This window comes from Streptomyces sp. RPA4-2 (assembly GCF_012273515.2).
Lineage (GTDB): Bacteria > Actinomycetota > Actinomycetes > Streptomycetales > Streptomycetaceae > Streptomyces > Streptomyces kaempferi.
Window position 1 is genome coordinate 5,693,231 of the sequence record NZ_CP050975.2, and the last position, 23,689, is coordinate 5,716,919.

Sequence of the window (23,689 nt, forward strand, 5' to 3'; positions counted from 1 at the left end):
ACCAGGAGCAGCACCATGTACGAACTCAGAGGCGTCATCAAGCGCTACCGGCGGGGCAAGGACACGATCGACGCGCTCGCCGGCATCGATCTGACCATCGCGGACGGAGACCGGCTCGTCATCCAGGGGCCCACGGGCGGCGGGAAATCCACCCTGCTGCAGATGCTCGGCGGACTCGACCGGCCCACCGGAGGCAGCGTCGAACTCGACGGCGTCGATCTGGCGAAACTGTCCGAGGCGAAGCTCACCAAGGTGCGCAGCGAGAACATCGGATTCGTCTTCCAGAGCTTCAACCTGATTCCCACACTCACCGCCCAGGAGAATGTGGAGACGGCTCTCGTACCCCTCGGGGTGAAGGGAAAGGAGCGGCGCGCGCGGGCCGCCGAGGCCCTGGAGTCGGTGGGGCTCGCCGAGCGGCTCGGACATCTGCCCGCCGAACTCTCCGGCGGTCAGCAGCAGCGCGTGGCCATCGCCCGTGCCCTGGTCAAGCAGCCGAAGGTGCTCCTCGCCGACGAGCCCACCGGAAATCTCGACGAGTCCATGCGCGACGAGATCATGGACGTGCTGGAGACCATGTGGAAGGAGCGCGGGCTCACTTTCATCATGGTCACCCACGATTCCGCTATCGCGAGGAAGGCCCCGCGCGTCGCGACGATCCGCAAGGGAAAGATCAGCGTCAAGGAGAACGCGGGCGCGTGAACGAGCGCAAAAAGGAGATTTCCGGAGCTTAGCGGAACAATTCCGTCAACTCTTCGCCGCAGCCCCGCTCTTGAGGGGCCGATCACCCCCCGGCATACTTGCGCTTTCCGAGGGGTGATCGTGCATGCGTACGAGATTTCCCTCGGCCGGGTGAATGGGGAATTCACCCGGACCTCATCTCCAGGGGGAGACTTGCGCAGACAAGTGAAAAGAGCGTGCGCGGCGACCGTTGCCACGGCGGCGGCCGTGGCCCTGGCGGCGGGAATGACCAGCCCGGCGTCCGCGAGGGTCCCGGCGAAGGCCGGACACGTCAACAGTGCTTCCGCGGCCGGGATCACGGCCAAGCACCGCATCACACTGATCACCGGCGACCGGGTGGTCGTCGACGCCAAGGGGCGTGTCGTCGGCCTCGAGCGGGCCAAGGGCCGTGCGCAGGTGCCCGTCCAGATCCGCAAGGCCCACGGCCACACCCTCGTGGTGCCGGCCGACGCGCAGGCGCTGATAGCCGCCGGCAAGGTGGACCGGCGGCTCTTCGACGTCACCGAACTGAACAAGGCCGCGACCCGTGCCTCCCAGAAGCAGGGTCTGAAGGTCATCGTCGGCTACAAGGGAGCCGCGACGGCCGCGCGGGCCGACGTCCGCGAGTCGGGCACGCTCCGCCGGACCCTGAAGTCCCTGAACGCGGACGCGGTGCGGACGCCGCAGCGGGACGCGGCCGAGCTGTGGTCCGCGGTCACCGACCACGGGCGGGCGGCCGCCGGCATCGCGCACGTCTGGCTGGACGGCGTGCGCAGGGCGAGCCTCGACAAGTCCGTGCCGCAGATCGGCGCCCCCAAGGCCTGGGCCGCCGGGTACGACGGCAAGGGCGTCAAGATCGCCGTCCTCGACACCGGTGTCGACGCGACCCACCCGGACCTCAGGAACCAGGTGATCGCGTCCCGGAACTTCTCCGCCGCCGCCGACGCCACCGACCACTACGGCCACGGCACGCACGTCGCGTCCATCGCGGCGGGCACCGGTGCCAAGTCGAACGGGAAGTACAAGGGCGTAGCGCCCGGCGCCAAGATCCTCAACGGCAAGGTTCTCGACGACACCGGAAACGGTGACGACTCCGGCATCCTCGCCGGCATGGAGTGGGCGGCCGACCAGGGCGCCGACGTCGTCAACCTGAGCCTCGGCGGCCCGGACACCCCCGACGTGGACCCGCTGGAGGCCGAGGTCGACAAGCTCTCGGCCGAGAAGGGCATCCTCTTCGCGATCGCGGCGGGCAACGACGGCCCCGAGTCGATCGGCTCGCCGGGCAGCGCGGACGCCGCGCTCACCGTCGGCGCCGTCGACGACCACGACAACCTGGCGGACTTCTCCAGCACCGGCCCCCGCCTCGGCGACGGCGCCATCAAGCCGGACGTCACCGCCCCCGGCGTGGACATCACCGCGGCCGCCGCCCCGGGCAGCGTCATCGACACCGAGGTCGGCGAGAAGCCCGCGGGCTACCTGACCATCTCGGGTACGTCGATGGCGACCCCGCACGTCGCGGGCGCCGCCGCCATCCTCAAGCAGGAACACCCGGACTGGACGTACACCGAGCTCAAGGGCGCGCTGACGGGCTCCGCCAAGGGCGGCTCGTACACCCCGTTCGAGCAGGGCGCGGGCCGTATCGCCGTCGACGCGGCGATCAAGCAGACCGTGATCGCCGACCCGTCCTCGGTGAGCTTCGGCGTCGCGCGGTGGCCGCACGCCGACGACACGGCGCTGACACGGCGGCTGACGTACCGCAACCTCGGCACGAAGGACGTCACCCTGACCCTCGGGGTCAAGACCACCGACCCCAAGGGGCACGCGGCCCCTGCGGGCTTCTTCGAGCTCGCCGCCCCCACCCTCACCGTCCCGGCCGGCGGCGAGGCGTCCGTCGGGGTCGACGCGAACACCAGGCTCGGCGGCACCCTCGACGGCGCGTACGCCGCGTACGTGACGGCGACGGGCGGCGGCCAGTCGGTGCGCACGGCGGTCGCGGTCGAGCGTGAGCCGGAGTCGTACGACGTCACCCTGAAGTACGTCGACCGCGCCGGCCAGACGCCCACGCACCTCACCGACCTGGAGGGCTACACCGGGCTCGGCGCCGACCGGGACTACGCGTCGCAGAACACCGCGGACACCGTGACCCTCCGGGTGCCCAAGGGCAAGTACCTGCTCAACTCCCTCTCCGTGCAGGACCTGGTCGAGGCGAAGGGCGGGGTCGACTGGCTGGTCCGGCCCCGGCTGGACGTCACCCGGAACACCACGCTGACGCTGGACGCCCGCACCGCCGAGGGCGCCGACATCACGGTGCCGGACGCGCGGGCCGAGCCGCTGTCGGCGGTCGTCGACTATTTCGACGACACCACGGGCATCGGGATCGGCCTCGGCCTCGACTCCTTCCGGAACGTGCGGGTGGCACACCTCGGCCCGGCGCTCAGCCCCGGTCTGTTCCAGAGCTGGGCCGGACAGTGGACCAAGGGCGCCGGCGCCGAGTACGACATCTTCACCGGCGCCAAGGTCAGCAGGCTCCAGGGCGCGCACGTCAAGCACTACAAGGCGAGCGAACTGGCCAAGGTCCGGGCGGACATGGGCGGCGCGGCCACCGGCAAGACGGGCGCGATCACCGCGTACGGCTATCTGCCCGACGACGGCAGCGCCGGTATCGGCGTCGACCAGAAGCTGCCGAGCGCGCGCACGCTCTATCTGTCGGCCGGTGAGAAGATCCAGTGGGCCTTCGACTTCGAGCAGCACGCCGGTACGGACGCCACCGGATTCCCGGTGGTCGACGCCTACTACACGCTCGGCGTCCCGCAGACCTTCAAGGCGGGCACGAGCTGCACCAAGCGGTTCAACACGGCCGTCTTCGGCCCGAAGATCAGCGCCGACTTCGGTGTCTTCCGGGACGGCGACCACCTCGTCGGCTATCTGCCGCTGTACGCCGACGGAAGCACCCACGCCGGGTCCTCGCTGTTCAGCTCGGTCACCACGACGCTCTACCGCAACGGGACGAAGGTCGGATCGAACGACGACCCGCTCTTCGGCGACAAGGAGTTCAAGGTCCCGGCCGCCCAGGCGGAGTACCGGCTGACGACCTCGGTCAAGCGCAGTGTGAAAGTCGCCGCGGCCTCCACCCGGATCGACGCGAGCTGGACCTTCAAGTCCAAGAAGGCCGACTTCGCGAAGCTGCCCGCCTCCACGGTCCGCTTCAACGCCGCGACCGGCCTGGACAGCCGTGTCGAGGCCGGCAAGAAGGCCACCGTCCCGCTCACCGTGCAGGGCTCGGCCGCGGGCAGGAACCTCAAGTCGCTGTACGTGTACGTCTCGTACGACTACGGCCAGACCTGGACCATGCTCAAGGTCAAGGACGGGAAGATCACCGTCAAGAACCCGGCGAAGGGCAAGGGCATCTCCTTCCACGCGAAGATCACCGACAAGCAGGGCAACAAGTCGACGGTCTCGATCTACAACGCGTACTACGGAAAGTGAGCCCGCTCCCCACCCGGGTGAGATGAGCCCGTAGCGAACGGTCCGCCGGAAGAACAGCTTCCGGCGGGCCGTCCGTGTTTCCGTGGTCCCCATGAGCGCCCACACCGTGGAGTACGTCCGGTACCACATACCCGAGGCACGGTCCGCGGAGTTCCTTGCCGCCTACACCCGGGCCGCGGCCCAGCTGTCCGCCGCCCCGCAGTGCGTCGACTACGAACTCGCCCGCAGCGAGGAGGACTTCGAACACTTCGTCCTGCGGATCACCTGGACCTCGACCGAGGCCCACGAACAGGACTTCCGCACCTCGGAGCTCTTCCCCGCCTTCCTCGCCGAGATCCGCCCCTACATCCCCCACATCGAGGAGATGCGCCACTACAAGGCGACGACGGTACGGGGCACCGGCGCCGCGGTCCCCACCCTGTACGCGTGGGCGGGCGGCGCGGAGGCCTTCGTCCGGCTGACCGGTGTCTTCTACGACAAGGTCCTCAAGGACGACGTCCTCGGACCCGTCTTCGCCGGCATGGCCCCCGAGCACGCGGCGCACGTCGCCCTCTGGCTCGGCGAGGTCTTCGGCGGACCACCCGCCTACTCCGAGACCCAGGGCGGCCACGGCCACATGGTCGCCCAGCACTTCGGCAGGAACATCACCGAGACCCAGCGCCGGCGCTGGGTCAACGTCCTCCAGGACGCGGCGGACGACGCGGAACTGCCCACCGACGCCGAGTTCCGCTCCGCGTTCCTCGCCTACGCGGAGTGGGGCACGCGGCTCGCCGTGTACTTCTCCGGCCCCGACGCGGTGCCTCCGGCCGAGCAGCCCGTACCGCGGTGGACGTGGGGGCGGCACCGCCGTACCAGGCGTGACGGCGGGGGCCGGGCGGGTGAGGGCCTGACGGCGTGGCGGCCGGGCCGGTGAGCGCCGGGCGCGTGGCCGCCGGCCGTTCCCAGGGCGCCGGGCACGGGCGCGGTGCGCCTACGACTGGGCGTTGGCCCCCGCACGGGTCGCGTCCGTACCCCAGCTGGCCAGCAGCCGCAGCGCCTCCGCCGAGGCGGACCCCGGCTCCGCGTGGTACGTGATCAGCGCCTGTTCACTGTCGTCCGCCATCCGGAACGACTCGAACCGCAGGTCCAGGTCGCCCACCAGCGGATGCCGCAGCTCCTTCACGCCGTGGTTCTTCTCCTTCACGTCGTGCGTGGCCCACAGCCGCCGGAAGTCCGGACTCTTGACGGAGAGCTCCCCGACCAGCGCCGACAGCCTCGGATCGTCCGGATGACAGCCCGCGTCCATGCGCAGCATGCACACGATGTCGATCGCCTTCTGCTCCCAGTCCACGAACAGCTCGCGGTACTCGGGCCGCAGGAACACCAGCCGCGCCCAGTTCCGCTCGCCGGGCGCCAGCTCCGCCCAGTCACCGAACACGGCGGCCGCCATCCGGTTCCAGACCAGGATGTCCGCCCGCCGCCCGGTGACGTACGCGGGCACCCCGTCCAGCATGTCCAGCAGGTGCCGCAGCGCCACCCGCACGTGCTGCGGCCGGGCCGTCTGCTTCTTCTTGTGCTGCTTCGGCTTGGCGAGGTGGGTCAGGTGCGCGTGCTCCGCGTCCGACAGGCGCAGGGCGCGGGCGATGGCGTCGAGCACCTCCGCCGACACGTTCCGCCCGTTGCCCTGCTCGAGCCGTGTGTAGTACGCCACGGACACCCCGGCCAGCTGCGCCAGCTCCTCGCGCCGCAGTCCGGGCACCCGGCGGTGCCGTCCGAAGTCGGGCAGCCCCACGTCCTCCGGCTTCAGCCGGGCCCGGCGGGTGCGCAGGAACTCACTGAGCTCGGCCCGCCGGTCCAGCGGCTGCCCGGCTTCCCCGGCGATCTCCTGGAAGGGCTGCTCGTTCATACGTCCAGTATTCACGGTCGTACGCGGCGGAGGCTGACCCCGCCAGTAGTAGGACCAGTGGTCGTACGCAAAGCCGTGGCCTGGGTGAACGGCGCGCGGCGGGGCAGGCTGGTGACCGTGCCCGGCGGAAGATGACAGCCGGCCACAGACCATTTTCTAGGAGAACCCCCCGCATGAGCACTGTTGCTGCGTACGCCGCCCCCGCCGCCAAGGCTCCGCTGGAGCGCACCACCATCGAGCGCCGCCCCGTGGGCGAGTTCGACGTCCTGATCGACATCAAGTTCGCCGGTATCTGCCACTCGGACATCCACCAGGTCCGCGAGGGCTGGGGCGAGGCGATCTTCCCGATGGTGCCCGGTCACGAGATCGCCGGCATCGTCTCCGAGGTCGGCTCCGGCGTCACCCGGTTCAAGGTCGGCGACCGCGTGGGCGTCGGCTGCATGGTCGACTCCTGCCGCGAGTGCGAGAACTGCAAGGCGGGCCTGGAGCAGTACTGCACGGGCGGCGGCATGATCGGTACGTACAACGCGATCGGCAAGGACGGCGAACCCACCTACGGCGGTTACTCCCAGGCCGTCGTCGTCGACGAGAACTACACCGTCCGCATTCCCGACGGCCTCTCCCTCGACGTGGCCGCGCCCCTGCTCTGCGCCGGAATCACCACGTACTCCCCGCTCCGGCACTGGAACGCCGGCCCCGGCAAGAAGGTCGCGGTCCTCGGCATGGGCGGCCTCGGTCACATGGGTGTCAAGATCGCGCACGCGCTCGGCGCCGAGGTGACCGTGCTGTCGCAGTCCCTGCGCAAGAAGGACGACGGCCTCAAGCTGGGCGCCGACCACTACTACGCCACCAGCGACCCGAAGACCTTCGAGGAACTGCGCGGCACCTTCGACATCATCCTGTCCACGGTCTCGGCACCGCTCGACTTCGGGGCGTTCCTCTCGCTGCTGCGGACGGACGGCGCGCTGGTCAACGTCGGCGCCCCCGAGGAGCCGATCTCCCTCAACCTCTTCTCCGTGATCGGCGGCCGCAAGTCGCTGTCCGGCTCCGGTATCGGCGGCATCCAGGAGACCCAGGAGATGCTCGACTTCTGCGCCGAGCACGGCCTCGGCGCGGAGATCGAACTGATCAGCGCGTCCGAGATCAACGACGCGTACGAGCGGGTGCTGTCGAGCGACGTCCGCTACCGCTTCGTGATCGACACCGCGACGATCTAGTGGGCTGACGCGGGTGAGCAGGGCGCCGACCGGTCACAGGACCGGTCGGCGCCCTCGTTTCCTGTCCCGCGCCTGTCCCGCGCCTGGCCCGCGCGGCCCGTGTCGTGCGGGCGGCCGACGCGCGGTCGACGATGTAGGGGGAGACACTCCCGAGGTTCCGTGGCCGGTGCCCGGCCCGCGGCGCACGGGCCGCTCCTCGCACGGGCCGCCGGGCCGGCTTCGCCGGCCCTTCCCGGTGCGATCACCCTCATCCCCTGCCGGAGGCCGTCATGGGGCAAGTGCTCGGAGACATCCTGGGCTTCGCGGCCGCCGTCGCCGTCAGCCCGCTCCCGATCATCGCGATGATCCTCGTACTCGCCACACCGCGCGGACGGCTCAACGGCCTGTTGTTCGCGGCCGGCTGGGTCGTCGGGCTCTGTGTGGTGGGCGGGGTGGTGCTCGCGATCGCCGGACCGGAGGGCGCCTCGTCCGGCGGCCGGCCGGCCACCTGGGTGGGCTGCCTCAAGCTCGCCCTCGGAAGTCTGCTCGCCCTCTTCGGCGCCCGGCTGTGGCGCCGGCGCCCGACGGACGCCTCGGAGGCGAAGCTGCCGAAGTGGATGGCCACGATCGACCGGCTCACGCCGCCGAAGGTCTTCGGACTCGGCCTGGCACTGGCCGCGCTCAACGCCAAGAACGCCCCGCTGACCATCGCCGCGGGCGCCTCGATCGCCGCGGCCGGGCTCCCGGCCGGACAGCAGATCGCGTCGCTGGCCGTCTTCGTGCTGATCGGCACCCTGGGCCTGCTGGCCCCGCTGGGAGTCTTCCTGGTCGGGGGAGACCGGGCGAGGAGCACGCTCGGCGGCTGGAAGGACCGGGCCGCCCGGCACAACGTCGCCGTGATGGCGGTCCTGTTCTTCGTCATGGGGCTGAAACTGCTCGGTGACGGCATCGCCGTCCTGACCGCGTGACCGCGTGACCATGTGACTCCGTGACTCCGTGACCGCCCGGCCTCCTTACCTTCTGACCTCTGTCATCCAGGTCTCCTGGCAGGGGTCGCGACCACGGCACCGAGGGAAATCCGCAACCGCCCGCGGACCCCGGTCCCGGGTGCGGGCCGGTTGCGTGCGGGATACGCTTTTCGACGGCAAGGTCAGGTTCTCCGGGCGGTGTTCCAGACGCCGGAGCCTCAGTCGTGATGACCAGTTCCTCAACCGAGACCTTCGACGAGCGTGGTGCTCCTCCACCGGTACGCAGGGGTGGGCGACAGCCGTATCCCTTCTTCGAAGGCAAGACTCTCGCTTCTGGGCGCCGTGGTGGTGCCGCGTGGGCGCCCTGAGGGTGCCGCCCCGGGGTCCGCTGCCGTGCGGCCCTGCGAAATGGAGGTCGGGATGAGAGTTGTCGTCGATCTTTCCCGGTGCCAGGGGTACGCACAGTGCGCGTTCCTGGCCCCGGACGCGTTCCGGATGCATGGCGAGGAAGCGCTGATGTACGCCCCGAACCCCGACGACGCCCAGCGTGAGCAGGTACTGCGCGCCGCGGCGGCCTGCCCGCTCCAGGCCATTCTGGTCGACCGGGTGGACGGGCCGGACACGTCGGTGGGGACGTCGCCGTCATGAGCAGCGCCCACACTCTGCAGAGGTTCAAGCGCGACGGCCGCGTCGTGATCGTCGGGGCGTCACTGGCGGGACTGCGCGCGGCGGAGGCCTTGCGCGGCGAGGGTTTCACCGGCTCGTTGACCATGATCGGTGACGAACTGGGTGAGCCCTACGACCGCCCTCCGCTGTCCAAACAGGTACTGACCGGATGGGTACCGGCCGGGGGCACCACCCTGCCGCGGCGTTGCGCCATCGACGCGGAGTGGCTCCTGGGCGTCCCCGCCGACGGCCTGGACCTGGCGGCCGACCAGGTGCGGCTCGCCGACGGCCGCAGGATCCCCTTCGACCGCATGCTGATCGCCACCGGTGTACGGGCCCGGCCCTGGCCCGTCGAGGCCGAAGCGGCCCTGGACGGTGTGTTCGTCGTCCGTACCCGTGAGGACGCGGAAGGTCTGCAGCGGGCGATCGCCGCCGGGCCCTCCCGTGTCCTGATCATCGGCGCGGGCTTCACCGGTTCCGAGATCGCTTCCGTCTGCCGCGAGCGCGGCCTCCCGGTGACCGTCGCCGAGCTCGGGCCGGCCCCGCTGGTCGGAGGCCTCGGCGCGATGATCGGTGAGGTCGCCGCCGACATGCAGCGCGCCCACGGCGTCGACCTGCGCTGCGGGGTCAAGGTCACCCGGTTGGAGGGCGACGCGCAAGGGCGGTTGCGCCGCGCCCACTTCTCCGACGGCAGCACGGTGGACGCGGACGTGGCCGTGGTGGCGCTCGGCGGCATCCGCAACACCGAGTGGCTGCGGGACTCGGGCCTCGCCGTGGGCGTGTGGGGAGTCGCCTGCGACACGGGCTGCCGCGCCTTCGACCTCAACGGCCTGGTCACCGACGACATCTTCGTCGCCGGAGACGTGGCACGCAGTCCCAACCCGATCTACGAGTACCGGTTCATCTCCCTGGAGCACTGGGCCAACGCCGTGGAACAGGCCGAGATCGCGGCCCACAACATGGTCAGCACCCAGGCGGACCGCTGGCCGCACCTGTCGATCCCGGCGTTCTGGTCGATCCAGTTCGGTGTCAACATCAAGTCCGTCGGTGTACCGACCTACGCCGACGAGGTCGTCGTCGCCCAGGGATCCGTGGCCGACCGCCGCTTCGTCGCCGCGTACGGCTATCAGGGCCGGGTCACCGCGGCGGTCAGCTTCAACAACGCGAAGTGGCTCGACCACTACCGGCAGTTGATCGAGACGGCGGCGCCCTTCCCGCCCCCCTGCCCCACACCCGACCAGCCCGTGGACGCGAAACCGGTGCCCGTCGACTTCCCCGGCCCGGCGCTGCTCGCCCAGGGTGCCACCGTCGTCGTCACCGGGCACGATCCGGGCGAACGGCGCGTCACCGCCATGCGGCAGGGCCGGTAGCGGGACGGAGCCCGGTGGGACAAGTCCCGGCGGGACGAAGCTCCGTCGGACGAGCCCGGTGGGAGAAGTCCGGGTGGGAGGACGAAGTCCGGTACAGGGAATCAGGAGGGAACCGACATGACCACGACCGAGACACCCGACACCCTGCGCCGGATCCTCGACTACTCCTCCCGGGCCGACCCCTACCCGCTCTACGCCGAACTGCGCAAGACCCCGGTGGCCCTGCAGGAGGACGGCAGCTACGTCATCAGCACCTACCGTGAGCTCACCGGCATACTCCACGACCCGCGTCTGAGTTCCGACGTACGCAACCTGACGCGGCCGATGGCGGCGGTCGAGGGACGCGCCACGCCGTCGTTCATCAACCTCGACCCGCCCGAGCACGACCGCCTGCGACGTCTGGCGATGCGTCACTTCGGGCCGCCGCACACCCCGGGACTGGTCTCCGGCATGGAACCCGACCTGGCCGCCACCGTCAGCGGCCTGATCGACGGCTTCGCGGGCGAACAGCGGATCGACATCGTCGACGACTTCGCCTACCCGTTCCCGGTCACCGTGATCTGCCACCTGCTCGGCGTGCCGCGCGAGGACGAACCCCGGTTCCACGTGTGGGTGAACGCCATCATCGAGTCGATCGACTACGACCCCAGGACCGATCCCCAGGAGAAACTGGACAACGGGGTGCAGGCCACCAAGGACCTGCGCCAGTACCTCGGCGGACTGCTGGAGGAACGCCACGGCCGCCCCGGTGACGACCTGCTGACCCGGCTGGCCAACGACGACGGGCCCGACGGGCGGATGACCGACGAGGAGATCATCAGCACCGCCAACCTGCTGCTCATCGCCGGCCACGAGACCACCGTCAACCTCATCGCCAACGGCATGCTGACGCTGCTGCGCCACCCCGAGATGCTGCGGCGTCTGCGCGCCGAACCGGAGCTGGTCGTACCGATGGTGGAGGAACTGCTGCGCTACGAGCCACCGGTGCAGATCATTCCCTGGCGGGCGGCGTACAGCGACATCACCATCGGCGACACCGTCATCCCCAAGGGCTCGCAGATCATGCTCATGCTCGCCTCGGGCAGCCGGGACCCGGACCGCTTCGAGGACCCCGACCGGTTCGACCCCGGCCGGCAGGACAACCAGCACCTGGGATTCGGCAGTGGTATCCACCTGTGCTTCGGCGGACCGATGGCCCGGCTGGAGACCCAGATCGCACTGACCGAGCTGGTACGCCGCCTCGAACAGCCCAGGCTGATCGTCGACCCACCGCCGTACCGGCCCAGCCCCGTCCTGCGGGGTCCGATCCACCTGCACGTCGAGCAGAGCTGAGCCCGCGAAGGGCGAAGTGCCACGAAGAGCGCCGCGTGCCGCGTGCCGGGCATTCCGTGGCCGACGGTCGCCGCGGCGGGGCCGTGACAGCAGCGGGGCCCCGGAGCGATCACGCTCCGGGGCCCCGCTCTGTCAGTGTGTCGCTCAGCGGCGCGTCAGGGCCTCACGCAGCACGTCGTACACGTGGGTGTTGGCGTGCTTGCCGGTGAAACGGTCGGACAGCGGGCCCGCCGCGGTCACCGGCACGTCCACACCGGTGTGGCCGGACGTGGTCCAGTCGACGTAGAAGCTCTTGTCGCTGCCGCGGATGCTGAACGGCCCGTCCTCGGCGGAGACGCCGGTGCCGGACTCGTCGGCGGCGTCCGACTCCTCGACGGCCAGGCCGCCGGTCTCGTGGTCGCCGGTGATGACCAGCAGGGTGTCGGAGTGCGTGGCGACGTACGCGCGGGCCACGGCCACGGCCTTCTCCAGCTCCTGCATGGACTGCAGGGTGCGGGTGGCGTTGTTGGAGTGCGCGAACTCGTCGGTGCCCTCCTCCTCGACCATGAGGAAGAAGCCCTTCTTGTTCTTGTCCAGCGTGCCCAGGGCCTTGCTGGTCATGGTGGAGAGACCGACCACCGGGCTGTACACGTCGCCCTGGCCCTCGGGACGCTGCTGGAACATCTCCTCGTTGGCGAAGAGACCGAGGAGCTTGCCGCCCTTGGCGCGGCTGAGCTGGTCCGCGCTGTTGACGTAGGAGTAACCGGCCTTCTTGGCCTTCTTGACGAGGTCGCCCTTGGTGCCCTTGCTCGCCTCGGACGGGTCCTCGGCGGGCTGGTCCTTGAACGCGCCGGCGCTGCCCGCGGGCAGCCACCAGTCCTCGCCACCGCCCAGGATGACGTCGGGCTTGCTGACCTCGATGTACTGGCGGGCGATCTCGTCCTGCGCCGAACGGTTGGCGGTGTTCGAGAAGAACGCCGCCGGCGAGGCGTCGGTGACCTGCGCGGTGGTGACCAGGCCGGTGGCCTTGCCGGCCGCCTTGGCCTGCTGGCCGAGGGTGGCCAGCGGGTTGCCGTCCACGTCGACGCTGATGGCGCCGTTGTAGGTCTTCTCGCCGGTGGCCCACGCGGTCGCCGCGGCGGCCGAGTCGGTGACGACGGCCTTCGGGTCGTCCGGCTCGGTGGTCAGCTGGCCCGAGACGGGGAGCTTGTCCATCGCGAGCTGGCCACCCAGGCCGGCCAGGTGCAGACGGGCGGCCTGACGCATGGCGGCGCCCATGCCGTCGCCGTTGATGAAGATGACGTTCTTGGCGGTCGGGGCCTTCGCCTTGGCCGCGGCCTGCGGAGCCGAGGCCGAGGCGCCCAGCGTCGGGTTGACCACCATCGTCACGACGGCGGCGGCGACTGCGGCGGCTGCGGGAGCGGCGAACCGCCGAGCGCTACGGGCATCCAGGGACACAACGTCCTCCATTGCTGTTCTTGCCCATCATTTGACCGTGAACATAAGGTTCTTTGGGGGGAGGTTGACCAAGAACAGATGGCCAGTACACGACGAGATCTTCAGCGGCAGGTAAAGGCGCAGGTCCCGGGCGTCACGTACTTGTCCAGACAGGTCGTCGGGCTCGCCAGTACCGGAATCGACGTCGGTGATCTCGGCGACGGCCCAAGACCGGGCGGCCTGCACGGCCCACCGGGTGGTGAGTCGCCGGAGAGGGGCGAGATCGGAACCCTGGTCATCCCCGCAGGTGGGCGATGAGCTCGTCCTGGCCGGTATAGGAGCTTTCCCGGGGCAGCAGTCGGGCGGCTGAGTCCAGGTCGCCGCCGCTGACGAGGGCGTGGACCTCGTGGGCGAGCGGGGTGACGTCGCGGATGGTGACCGTCCACTCGTCCGCGTAGCGTCGCGCCGCCTCACCCGAGAGGCCCAGTTGCAGGGACCGGTACGGCAGGGGCCGCAGCCGCAGGTCCCGCTCGGGGTCCCACTGCACGCGCGTGGGCGCCCGCTTCAACTCCTGTCTCCAGGCGGCCCGGTTCTCGTGCAGCCCACGTGCATAGTGCGCAAGGCACGCGTGGCGCAGCGCCCACTCGAAGCCTTCACGGGTGATCTCGACGGCAAGGACAGTCTCCTGCCCGTCCTTCGAACCCCAGCCGCAGCGATACATCATCCACAGAAAGCTCGGCTTGATCCAGGTCAAGCCGTGTTCATAGTCCTTTGCGCGGAGGTGCCCGTTCGGCTGCTTCCTGATCCAGGTGCCTTACGACATGTTCAGGACGACCGGTACGACGCCAAGGGGTCCAGCGGAGCGGTGAATACTCGGTCGTCGCGTCTGCCGGAGCTCAGGGGGTGCCACGCGCGGTGTTCGGTGACGGCCACCAGGCCGCGTCGGAGATCGGGGTCGCCGGTGAGCCGGTGAGTCGGGGGACGACGTCGGTGACCGAGGAGATCTCGCCCTTCTCGATTGCTTGGTACCAGGAGATCCAGGTCTCGATCTGTGCCCCGCTCATGCCCTCCCGCCAGCGCCGCGAGAAGGCTTGCTCAAGGGTCTCTGGTTCGAAGCGGTAGGGTCGGCCAGTGGCCGTGGCGATCCGGGTAACCGCTTCGTGGAGGGTCAGGGCCTCGGGCCCCGTGATCTCCAGGATTGCGCCGTCGTGCTCGGAGCGGGGACGCTCGTCGAGGGTGACGGCGGTGATCACGTCCGCGATGTCCTCGTGGGTGGCGAAGGCGGCCCGGCCGGTGCTCGCGGGGCCGCTGACGACGAATCCCTTGTCGGCGAGGGCGGCCGGTGTCGACGTGTAAAAGCCCGCCCGGAGCACCGTGTGGCGGATCCCGGCTCCGGCCAGGAACTGTTCGGTCAGCCACTGGTCGCGGGCGTTCAGGTAGGTGGCGGTGGGCGAGGCGCCGACGAGGGACACGTACAGGACCCGGTCCACGCCGACCGCGATCGCGGCCTCGACCGCCGTGGCGTGTTCCTCCAGCCGGCGTCCCGTGCGGTGTCCGGAGACCAGGATGAGCGTCGAGGCGCCCTCCAGCGCCTCGCGCATCGCCGAGGCGTCGCCGTAGCCGGCGGGACCGCGTCGCTGTGCGCCGGGCAGGTCGGGCATGCGGTCGGGGCTGCGTCCGACGAGGAGTTGGGGGACGCCACGGTCGGCGAGGCGGACCGCGATCCGGCTGCCCAGTGCTCCGGTCACTCCGGTGACCGCCACCGTGGCGTAATGCTTGTCAGACATGAATTTCCCTTGTTCTGGGGCCGATGTCGACTGCGGCACCCGTGATTCCTATCAAATCTGGCGGAAGTGTCGATACGGTAGATTCCCTCCTCCGCTGTACGATCGCGCGGCAGTTCACCCGCGTGCGCGTCCTACGGCTCCGTCACCGGCCGAATCCCGGCTCGGTGCGGCAGTCGTGAGCGACGCACCGAGCCGGGGCGGTGGGCCACCGCACCGGAAAGTCAGCCGGCCAGGCCCGGATCGTTGGGATGCGGCTGCAGGGTGGTGATCACCGCGGTGACCCAAGGCCACAGCGGCAGACTTCCGAGGACCTTCTCACGCAGCTCTATCTCGTTGTCGGCGCGCCATATGGCGATGACGCGAGGGTCCTCGGCCGTGCGCCACAGCCGGGACAGGTGACCTCCGGCGGTGAGCTCCTTGGCTCGCACAGCTTCGGCGGCGCGGCGACGGTCGACTTCTGCCTGGTCGGTTCCTTCAGGCACGTTGACGGTCACCTCCACCAAAAACTCCATCATCTTCTTTTCCTCTCTTGCTTCTCAGGGGATTTCTTCGGGAGGATGCAAGATTTCGAGACCGCCTGCTGGAGGCTCTCGGCGAACGCCTGGCTCGCACCTGGCCGGTGGTAGGGGTATTGCCTCCGAGCCGTCCGAGCGGGCACCGCCCGCGCCGGCCGTCGCGATATCGTGGACGTCTCGCACGAGGAGGCTTAGCGGCTCTATGGGCCGAGGCACTGGCTATCGAGTCGGTTGACGGCCCTGTGACCAACCCGCCAGGACGCGCGACAACACGGCGCGCCATCTGGGGATTAAGGCACCGCGACCCGGAACCCGCCGTTTAGGCGTGTCGCGCGACTTCGAGGCCCGGGTCGGGCAGGCCGACCCCGCACCGGCCACTCGCGATCACTGAACGTATTCGGGCGGGCTCGCCTGGGGGGTGGTGGTTGCGGTGCGGTAGAACTCGGCTGCCGTGAACGTGGCGGGGACTCCCAGTTCGGCAGAGATCGCCGTGATTGCGTTGATGCCGATGGCGAGGTCGACTTGGCCATCGGTGGTGAAGGCCGGTGCGATGAACGCCTCGTAATGGGCCCGGACTTCTTCCGTGGTGTGTCGGCCAAGGAACGTGTGCAGGTGTCGCACTGTGGTGTCGGGATCGTTGTGGATCACCTGCAGGGCGCGCCGGTGGGCTCGTACAACGGCCTGGACTGCGGGATCGTCCGGCTTGGTGTAGGTGGGGTCGACGGCCACGCCCACGGTGGGGATTTGGAAGTGGTCGCCGACAAAGGCCAGTACCCGCCAGCCGTGCTCGCCAGCCACTGCCGCCGGTGCCATGGTGTCGCCGATCACAGCGGCGTCGATGCTGCCGTCCTGCAATCCGCGCAGGTCCATGCCGTAGTCGCCGGGCCAGCGGACGATGGTCTGGACGTCTCGGTCCGGGTCGAGGCCGGCCTGGCGCAGCACAATCCGGGTGAAGCAGCCAGGTCCGGTGTGCGGGGGGTGTACCGCCAGTCGTCGGCCGTGCAGGTCTGCCAGCGAGGTCAGGCCGGGGCGGGCGAGGAACCAGAACAGGGGACGGTAGGTGTTCACATTGAGTGCGACCCAGGGGATGTCATCCCTCAATCGGGACAGCAATGTCCGGCCGAGCCCGATGACTGCACCGTGGCGCAGTCGCTCTGCATCCCAGGTGCAGCCGTCGCGCAGGGCCACGTGGATGCCCTCTTCGGCGTAGAAGTCCTCCTGATCGGCAATGTAGGTGACCAGTTCCTCGTGCGGGCCCCGCCCGACGTAGGCGAGATCGATCATGTGCATGAAGGCTTCCCTATGTGTGAAGGTGTGCTGGATGGGCCCTGCCATCCCGTACGCAGCAAGGACACGCGCAGCAACCCGCAGCGGGCCGAGGAATACCCTGGCCGGTTGCCCCGGTTACGGGCTCACCTCGTACTCGTCGTCGCGGGCCGCTGGAACGACCGCTCGGGGCACTTCCTCGGCGACGCCGCTGTGCGCAGGACGGATCGCCCCGTAGAGAACAGTGTTGACGGTCGCTCGCAGCAGATCGGCCGCTGTCCAGTGGAGCTCGCGCGGCAACTGTGAAGTGACCAGCCGCTCCAATGCGCCTCGGGTGATCTCACTCAGCAGTTCGGGCGGCGCCGACAGCAGTCCTCGCAGGTGTGCCTCCCGGAACAGCTCGTCGAGCCGCCTGTAGACCACCGCGTCCATGCGCTGCTCTACGTAGTGGCGCAGCATCGCATCGCCCCGTCCAGTTGCGAGCTGAGCCGCGCCAATCCGTTCGAGTTCACTGCCTGCCGCAATCAGGAACTGCTCGACCCGCACGCCGAACGGCTGTGCCTCTGCCTCCTCGACCGCCCGCAGTCTGCTCTCCACCGCCGCGAACTTCCGATCCAGTACCTCGGCCAGCAGGCTGCGCTTGTCCGGAAAGTAGCGGTAGATGGTCTTCTTGCTCATCCCGAGCTCGCGCGCGAGGTCGTCCATGCTCACCCCCGCGAAACCCGAAGCGAAGAACAGTCGCCCAGCCGCTTCCGCGATCACGTTGGCACGCTGCCGATCTCGATCGGAAACTTCTGAACCTCGTTGGGTTTCCATAGTTTCCAGATTGGGCTTCCGTCCCTCGCACTGTCAAGACACGCGGACTTGGGCTTGTAGCCCGTCAGGAAACGCGTGTTCTGTCCGCGATCTCCACGAAAGTGTCCGCTTGACCTGCTGGTTTCCTGTGGGCCCAGCGGTGCAGGTGGTTGTGAACGCGCTTTGACGACCCCACGTCCAGCCTCGCTCATAATCCTCTTCCGGGCTCTGTCTCCTGGGCCTCAAGAAGTTCGTCACCGTGCTCGATCGCACCGCACAGCTGGTGCTGGACTGGGAGTTGCCCGGCTACAGCGTGGTCCCTGACGTGAAGTCCGTTCGATACGTGTCCGGGACCGACCAGGACAAGGAGACCGCGCGCCCAGTGGGCCGGCGTCGCGCCCTGTACCGGGAGGTGCTCGCGCAGTGCATGCTTCTCGTTCTGCACGAGCTCTTCGCCGCGGATGAGCTGGGCGCGCTCGAGTCGGTGACATTGAATGGGTTTGTGGGTGGGCATGACCCTACGACGGGCCGGTGTGGCCAGATCCACCTGGCGACCGTGATGGCCTCGGGCTCGATGTTCCGTGGCCTGCACCTGGCGCAGGTGGACGCGAGCAGCTGTCTGGCCGACGCACTCCGCGGGCAGCTCTCGGCCCGCCCGGACCAACTCTCGCCGGTACGGCCGAGGGATGTCGGGAACCGTGTGGTCGCGCATGGCAGCGATGAGGAACCTGACCTGTACGACATGGATCCGATCGCCGAGGATCTCGTCGCCGATCTCTTCCGGGCCATGGGGATGCAGGCGGTCACGACCCAGCGCTCCAACGACGGCGGTGTGGACGTCGACGCGCTGGATCCGGCACCGACCCGCAGCAGCCAGCTGTGTCTGAGGTGTGTGAACGCTGCATGATGATCCAGGTCAAGCCGTGTTCACAGACCTTTTGCGGGCTGGCATCACACATCCCTGGCCGCTCACGAGGCCCGATGCCAAATCCTGGGCGTACGTCGTAGCCTTTGCCTCGTGACCAGCGAGAACCAGCAGACTGGCGATCTGACGCCTGATGAACTGCCCTATCACCAGGTGTTGTTGGGGGGCACGGCTTGGGCCTCACTCGGCACCGCGAGAGGGAACGGCGGATTTCTGTCGGCCACGCTGCCCCGCCTTCTCGATGCGGACCCGACGGTTCAGATCCGGGCCATCAGCGAGCTGGAGCCGGTGTGTCATCAGAACAGCTTCTACGAAGCCACGCTCCCCGTGGCGCTGTACGTGGCCGCGATCCTCGCCCACCCCGCGACGGCGGCCGTCGGGCCTGCCCGTCGGGCTGACTCGGAAAGAGACTGTCCGGTGAGGGCGTCCCTGCTGGACTGGCTTGGATCACTCGCCTACGACGCCGACGACGAGTGCCTTGCCATCGCCGAGCGTCACTTCGATGGTGACGACCTCGACGACTATCCAGAAATGCGTGTCTTTCTGGACCACCGCCCCACGTTCTACGGTGCCGTTTCAGCTTTCCTGGGCCACGAAGACACTGCTGTTCGTGAGGCCGCGGTCGTCGCCGCCATCCCCTTGACTGAGCATCCTGCCCTCATTGGCCACAGAGACGAACTTGGACGCCGCATCCATCGCCTCCTCGCTACAAGTACCAACCGCTACAACCGCAACCGCTGTCTGGACGCACTCAAGAACTGGGGCTACGACATCGCTGCCGTGGAGAGTCCCGCTGACGTTGCCGCACGCGTTCGGTACGTCCGTGACGTTTGGACTGGTGGCTGTACGGAGGAACCCCCGTTCTGACGTCGGACGCCACTGGGCCAGTACGGGCGGCTGCCTGCTGCCAACGTGCTCCGTCACGTCTATCAGCGGTCGAAAATTCGGTGGTCGCCTGAGCCGGCCGGGCTCACGCTGTACGCCATGGAAGAACCGCACCGCAGGATCCGCGCGCTCCACACGGCGTCCACGATCACCGTCTACCAGGCCTACCGCCCGGAGATAGGCGGCCCCGCCGCCCGCAATGGCCGTTTCCCCGCCGCTTGGAAGCCTGACCGCATGACGTGGATTAAACCCAGCTTTATGTGGATGATGTACCGCTCTGGCTGGGGCATGAAGGAGGGTCAGGAGACTGTCCTCGCCGTCGAGATCACCCGCGACGGATTCGACTGGGCGCTGCGCCATGCCTGCCTGTCGCATTACGTCCGCGGACTGCATCCCGATCGCAGCGCCTGGCAACGTGACCTCAAGCGCGCGCCGGCCCGCGTCCAGTGGGATCCCGAACGCGATCTGCACCTGCGTCCCCTGCCGTACCGCTCGCTGCAACTGGGGCTCTCGGGCGAGGCGTCGACGCGGTACGCGGACGAGTGGATCATCTCCATCAGTGACGTGACCCCGCTCGCCCACGAGATCCACGCACTCGTCAAGGACGGAGACCTGGACGCGGCGAGCCGACTACTTCCTCAGGAGCAGGGATACCCCGCTGGCGAAGAGGTCCTGGCCCACCTGAGTTCCTGACCGGCAACAGGAGCACAACCGCCGGGACCACCCACAAGCCACATCGCGGCAAACGTCTGCGAACGCTGCTTGATGATCCACGTCATCCTGTCCCGCTTCCACGCGGCGGGGAAACGGCCTTCCCGGGCGGCGGGCAGGCCGATCTCCGGCGAGTACGCCTGGTAGACGGTGACCGTGGATTCCCCGTGGACCGCACGGATTGAGCGTTGAGGTTCTTCCATGGGGTACAGCGTGGCGTCCGCCGCGTGCGGGCCGCCATCGAACTCGGGCTGTCCCGCCCGTACTTCGGAGGCGCGAGGGTGCGTATCACCGGCGCCTTGTGCGAGACCTCGGTACCGCCGGTGGTTGCGCCGCGCGCCTGTGCTGCCGGTTCGCCCGTCCTCGGATCAGGCCCGCAGACCCTTGAGCCCGTCGTAGGCGGCCATCACCATCTCCAGCCCCCGGTTGTCTTCCGCGGGTTCGCGCATCTGATGCGTCACGTAGGCCACCGTCATACGGGCCTCGGGGTCGATCACGACCAGTGAACCACCCCAGCCGCCCCACCCGTAGGTGTGGTCGAACAGCCCGTAGCCCAGGCCCCAACGGATGGGCATGCCCAGGACGCGGTCCTCGCCGCTGAACTGCTCCTGCCTCGCACGGTCACAGCCCGCCCGCGACAGCAGTCGCGTCCCGCGCACCGTTCCTCCGCAGGCCATCACCGACTGTACGAGGCCGACCGAGCGGGCGTTGCCGACTCCGTTCGCCGCGGGGATCTGCGCACGCCGCCAGGCCACGCTGTTGCCGTCACGGAGCCGTACACGGGTCGCGGCGGTGGGAGGCGTCTTGCCGCTGGACGAGCCCGCGACGTAGTCCTCGTCCCGGCCGGCCGGCGGGATCGCGAGTGCCACCCGGTGGTCGTGCTCGGCGGGCAGCCCGATGTGGAAGTCGGCGCCCAGCGGCCCGGCCACCTCCTCCGCGAAGAATTCGCCCAGGCTACGGCCGGTGATCCGGCGTACGACCTCGCCCACGAGAAACCCCTGGGTGAGCGAGTGGTACCCGGCCGTGCTTCCCGGCTCCCACTGCGGAGTCCGCGCGGCCAGCCGTGCCGTGGCGGACGGCCAGTCGTAGAGGTCCTCGATCGGCCCGTCCCAGTCGGGCAGGCCCGCGGTGTGCGCGAGCAGATGCCGTACCAGCACCTTCTCCTTGCCCGCCCTGGCGAATTCGGGCCAGTACCGGCCGACCGGCGCGGCCAGGTCGAGCTCGCCACGGTCGGCCAGGACCAGCGCGCAGAGCGCCGTCATCGTCTTGGTGACGGACCAGACATTGGTGATCGTGTCCCGCTGCCACGGGATCGTGCGGTCCGCGTCGGCGAACCCGCCCCAGACGTCCACCACCGGTTCGCCGTCCACGAAGACGGCCACCGAGGCGCCCGCGTCCCCTTCGTCCAACAACGCGGACAGCGCGCTGGGCACGGCGTTGAACAGGTCGTCGTACGAGCCCTGGATGTCGGCCATGCCTGGTTTCTAGCCCCCGACGGCCCGGCGGGGCAGCCGAATTCCCGGGCAGCGGACACTCGGTTCGACGCACGCCGCGCCGGGCCGGGGCCGTCTCCGTACACTGACGGGCATGGCATGCCGCATCAGCGAGTTGGTCATCGACGTCGCCGACCCCGACCGGCTCGCCGCCTTCTGGAGCGAGGTCCTCGGCTACGTCGAACTCGGCCGGGAGGACGACGGAAGCATCGAGATCGGGCCGCCCGACACCGGCTTCGGCGGCCCGCAGCCCACCCTCGTCCTCAGCCCCAGCAGCGCGCCGCGGACCGGCAAGCTCCGACTGCACATCGACGTCAACGCCACCGACCGCGACCAGGACGCCGAGCTGGAGCGGCTGCTCGCGCTCGGCGCCACGCCCGTCGACGTCGGTCAGACCGGCACCGAGAACTGGCACGTCCTGGCCGACCCGGAAGGCAACGAATTCTGCCTCCTGCGCACCCGGCTCCAGCCCCTCTGACCACGGGCGCCCGGCCCTTCCGGCCACGGGCACCCGGATTGGCCCGCGGGTCCAGTGGCAGGTGATGGACGGAGGAAAGCCGTCCACGTTCACCGATGTCGGGCTGTGGTCCCGCCCGGCATCCATGTACAGGCCGTCGCCGGTCCTGTCCCGCATTCGCCGAGCGGGTTCGTGAAGGCGAGCCCGTAGACGGTTCCGGCTCCGTAGGCGGTGGTCGCTGCCGCGATCCCGATCACCGCCCAAGCGGCCGATCCGCGTTCACGGCCCCCTCCCTTCACCGGTGTTCAAGCCGGTCGACCGTGGTCGTAGGCCTGACGGTGCGGTGCGGCGTCAGCTGCGTCGCCGCCACCAGCGCCGCTTCGGTCCGGCTGCCCGAGGCGCGGCTCCGGCCTCGTCAGGAGCTGACGTGCTGTTGGACGGGACGGCGGTCAGGGCAGCGCGGATGCGGTCGAAGGGGGCAACGGTGTGATGGTCGCCGGATGGCAGCGTCACTCCGACGCAGACCAGCTTGAAACTGTTGTCACCGAGGGGCGCGCCGATGAACACCGGTGCGCCCACGCACCCTTGCGGCAGGTCTCCGATCCACCGGACGACGCCGTCGCCCGCGCGTGTGATCTGCCCGATCACGACAGCCTGCTCCCGAGGGCTGTCCCCGTCGGTGACGTGACCCAGCAGGTAGGCCGGGACCGGCGATTCACCGAGGCCGGCGATGTCCTGTTCCGTGGCTGCGATGCCGTCGGTGATCTCGTCGGTCGTCCAGTGCCAGCCCTTGCGGGCGCCGTGCGCGTGCAGCCCGGTGGACGGCATGACCGCCACCCCCAGATCACCGAGATGCGTCCACCCCTCGGCGAAGTCGAGCATCATCAGCTTCTGAGCGCTCATCACGGGTGCGCACAGTTCAGGGCGCAGGGTGAACTCGGCCAACTCGACTCGCGCCGGTTCACTGGCGGTCACGAGGTACTGCCGGATGACCTCGCCGTCGGAGGTCGTCTCCACGAGTTCGTTGAACCAGAAGGCCGTCGCGTGCTGTTCCTCCCGGTGAGCTCGCTGGAAGGGAAGCGTCGAGCGGCCGACGTGATCGACTATCGCGTCGATGGTCGCGCTGGAAGGGCCGGGCAGGTCGGACATGGACCGAGAGGCTAACGGATCCGTGATCACGGGGCGAGATCCGGCGCCGTGATCACGGCAGGGCCCGTCCACGCACCCTACGGTCCCCGGTTCGGTGATCCTCGCTGCCCCTGAGAGATGACCGGCGATCTTGGCAGGCAGGCATCATGGGAGTCCGACGCTGGAGGAGTGACGCCCATGAGACTGGTACCGGACCCCGGGTACGGCGAAGTGGATCTCTCCGCCTCGGCGGAGGAGTTGACGAGGCTGGCGAGCGCGGTGGCCCAGGGCGAGGGGCTGGTCGGCTCCACCTTTTCGCCGGGTGGGAATGCCTTGGCCGGGGTCGAGGTCAGAGGTACTTCCGGCCCCGGTGTCCTCATCCACCGGGACGCCGAGCGGCAGATCCTTGTGATCAGCGGTGACTCCGCCGGCAGGGCAGTACTCGCGGAGAGTCTGCGGGAGATGGCCACGGCCGAGGGCGGCGGCCACCTCCACATCGACTACTTCCCCGGGCACTTCTACCTCGCCGAAGGGTCACTGCCCGTGGTGGTCAACAGCCCGCACGGAGGCATGCCGGCCCGGTGAGTGGGCGTTTCGCCGCTGCGATCGGTGAACGCAGTGACCAGCGACGGGTGGCACTGCGCACGAGAACCGAGCCACAGCACCCGGTGGAACGGGCCACGCCTCCGTC

20 protein-coding genes and 3 pseudogenes are annotated in these 23,689 nt (G+C 69.3%); 13 read left to right on the forward strand and 10 right to left on the reverse strand.

Going from position 1 to position 23,689, the window contains the following annotated elements:
• Window positions 1–15 precede the first annotated feature (15 nt).
• The 3 genes and pseudogenes from HEP85_RS25000 (at window position 16) to HEP85_RS25010 (ending at window position 5,064) form a co-directional block, all read left to right on the forward strand.
• Complete coding sequence (locus HEP85_RS25000; RefSeq protein WP_168529927.1) at window positions 16–699, forward strand: ABC transporter ATP-binding protein; 684 nt, start codon at window positions 16–18, stop codon at window positions 697–699.
• A gap of 264 nt (window positions 700–963) precedes the next feature.
• A complete protein-coding gene (locus tag HEP85_RS25005) occupies window positions 964–4,203 on the forward strand; it encodes a S8 family peptidase (protein ID WP_168529928.1) in 3,240 nt (1,079 codons plus the stop codon).
• Window positions 4,204–4,294: 91 nt separating this feature from the next.
• Window positions 4,295–5,064, forward strand: a pseudogene (locus tag HEP85_RS25010) (group II truncated hemoglobin).
• 109 nt (window positions 5,065–5,173) lie between these two features.
• On the opposite strand, the gene HEP85_RS25015 reads toward HEP85_RS25010, so the two are convergent.
• Entirely contained in the window at window positions 5,174–6,088 is a 915-nt protein-coding gene (locus HEP85_RS25015) for a helix-turn-helix domain-containing protein (protein WP_168529930.1), read from the reverse strand.
• 173 nt (window positions 6,089–6,261) lie between these two features.
• On the opposite strand from HEP85_RS25015, the gene HEP85_RS25020 reads away from it, so the two are divergent.
• The 5 genes from HEP85_RS25020 to HEP85_RS25040 all read left to right on the forward strand — a co-directional run bounded on the left by HEP85_RS25020 (window position 6,262) and on the right by HEP85_RS25040 (window position 11,620).
• Window positions 6,262–7,305, forward strand: coding sequence for an NAD(P)-dependent alcohol dehydrogenase (locus HEP85_RS25020; RefSeq protein ID WP_168529931.1), 1,044 nt, complete (start codon window positions 6,262–6,264; stop codon window positions 7,303–7,305).
• Between the two features lie 269 nt (window positions 7,306–7,574).
• Window positions 7,575–8,252: a GAP family protein gene (locus tag HEP85_RS25025; protein ID WP_329527243.1), complete on the forward strand. Its 678-nt coding sequence runs from the start codon at window positions 7,575–7,577 to the stop codon at window positions 8,250–8,252.
• Window positions 8,253–8,672: 420 nt separating this feature from the next.
• Window positions 8,673–8,900, forward strand: coding sequence for a ferredoxin (locus HEP85_RS25030; protein ID WP_168529932.1), 228 nt, complete (start codon window positions 8,673–8,675; stop codon window positions 8,898–8,900).
• Window positions 8,897–10,288, forward strand: coding sequence for an NAD(P)/FAD-dependent oxidoreductase (locus tag HEP85_RS25035; protein ID WP_168529933.1), 1,392 nt, complete (start codon window positions 8,897–8,899; stop codon window positions 10,286–10,288). Before HEP85_RS25030 ends, HEP85_RS25035 begins: the two co-directional genes overlap by 4 nt.
• Window positions 10,289–10,405: 117 nt before the next feature.
• On the forward strand, window positions 10,406–11,620 hold the full coding sequence (locus HEP85_RS25040) for a cytochrome P450 (RefSeq protein ID WP_168529934.1): 1,215 nt from the start codon (window positions 10,406–10,408) through the stop codon (window positions 11,618–11,620).
• 144 nt (window positions 11,621–11,764) lie between these two features.
• On the opposite strand, the gene HEP85_RS25045 is transcribed toward HEP85_RS25040, so the two are convergent.
• The 6 genes from HEP85_RS25045 to HEP85_RS25070 all read right to left on the reverse strand — a co-directional run bounded on the left by HEP85_RS25045 (window position 11,765) and on the right by HEP85_RS25070 (window position 17,366).
• Window positions 11,765–13,057 carry an alkaline phosphatase gene (locus HEP85_RS25045; RefSeq protein ID WP_248002068.1) on the reverse strand — a complete coding sequence of 431 codons (1,293 nt, stop codon included), beginning with the start codon at window positions 13,055–13,057 and terminating at the stop codon, window positions 11,765–11,767.
• Between the two features lie 274 nt (window positions 13,058–13,331).
• Window positions 13,332–13,841, reverse strand: a complete 510-nt coding sequence (locus HEP85_RS25050; protein ID WP_248002518.1) for a DUF4291 domain-containing protein — start codon at window positions 13,839–13,841, stop codon at window positions 13,332–13,334.
• Window positions 13,842–13,932: 91 nt separating this feature from the next.
• A complete protein-coding gene (locus HEP85_RS25055; RefSeq protein WP_168529936.1) occupies window positions 13,933–14,823 on the reverse strand; it encodes an NAD(P)H-binding protein in 891 nt (296 codons plus the stop codon).
• Between the two features lie 221 nt (window positions 14,824–15,044).
• Complete coding sequence (locus HEP85_RS25060; protein ID WP_168529937.1) at window positions 15,045–15,338, reverse strand: muconolactone Delta-isomerase family protein; 294 nt, start codon at window positions 15,336–15,338, stop codon at window positions 15,045–15,047.
• A gap of 384 nt (window positions 15,339–15,722) precedes the next feature.
• A complete protein-coding gene (locus HEP85_RS25065; protein ID WP_168529938.1) occupies window positions 15,723–16,628 on the reverse strand; it encodes an ABC transporter substrate-binding protein in 906 nt (301 codons plus the stop codon).
• 114 nt (window positions 16,629–16,742) lie between these two features.
• Window positions 16,743–17,366 carry a TetR/AcrR family transcriptional regulator gene (locus HEP85_RS25070; protein WP_211118056.1) on the reverse strand — a complete coding sequence of 208 codons (624 nt, stop codon included), beginning with the start codon at window positions 17,364–17,366 and terminating at the stop codon, window positions 16,743–16,745.
• Between the two features lie 307 nt (window positions 17,367–17,673).
• Here HEP85_RS25070 and HEP85_RS25075 point away from each other — a divergent pair.
• From HEP85_RS25075 to HEP85_RS25085, 3 genes and pseudogenes are all read left to right on the forward strand, one after another.
• Window positions 17,674–18,288: pseudogene (locus HEP85_RS25075) on the forward strand (restriction endonuclease); the annotation flags it as partial.
• Window positions 18,289–18,417: 129 nt separating this feature from the next.
• A complete protein-coding gene (locus HEP85_RS25080) occupies window positions 18,418–19,191 on the forward strand; it encodes a hypothetical protein (protein WP_168529940.1) in 774 nt (257 codons plus the stop codon).
• A 117-nt stretch (window positions 19,192–19,308) separates the two neighbouring features.
• Window positions 19,309–19,902, forward strand: a complete 594-nt coding sequence (locus HEP85_RS25085) for a DUF4291 domain-containing protein (protein WP_168529941.1) — start codon at window positions 19,309–19,311, stop codon at window positions 19,900–19,902.
• Window positions 19,903–19,976: 74 nt separating this feature from the next.
• Here the strand turns inward: HEP85_RS25085 and HEP85_RS25090 are convergent.
• Together HEP85_RS25090 and HEP85_RS25095 are read right to left on the reverse strand one after the other, a co-directional pair.
• Window positions 19,977–20,123, reverse strand: a pseudogene (locus tag HEP85_RS25090) (DUF4291 family protein); the annotation flags it as partial.
• Window positions 20,124–20,288: 165 nt separating this feature from the next.
• Window positions 20,289–21,395: a serine hydrolase domain-containing protein gene (locus HEP85_RS25095; RefSeq protein ID WP_369657829.1), complete on the reverse strand. Its 1,107-nt coding sequence runs from the start codon at window positions 21,393–21,395 to the stop codon at window positions 20,289–20,291.
• Between the two features lie 112 nt (window positions 21,396–21,507).
• Here HEP85_RS25095 and HEP85_RS25100 point away from each other — a divergent pair, with 112 nt between their 5' ends.
• Complete coding sequence (locus tag HEP85_RS25100) at window positions 21,508–21,891, forward strand: VOC family protein (protein WP_168529943.1); 384 nt, start codon at window positions 21,508–21,510, stop codon at window positions 21,889–21,891.
• A gap of 330 nt (window positions 21,892–22,221) precedes the next feature.
• On the opposite strand, the gene HEP85_RS25105 is transcribed toward HEP85_RS25100, so the two are convergent.
• Entirely contained in the window at window positions 22,222–23,019 is a 798-nt protein-coding gene (locus HEP85_RS25105; RefSeq protein ID WP_168529944.1) for a hypothetical protein, read from the reverse strand.
• 177 nt (window positions 23,020–23,196) lie between these two features.
• Between HEP85_RS25105 and HEP85_RS25110 the strand changes: the two genes are divergently transcribed.
• Window positions 23,197–23,583: a hypothetical protein gene (locus HEP85_RS25110; protein WP_168529945.1), complete on the forward strand. Its 387-nt coding sequence runs from the start codon at window positions 23,197–23,199 to the stop codon at window positions 23,581–23,583.
• The last annotated feature ends 106 nt before the right edge of the window (window positions 23,584–23,689 follow it).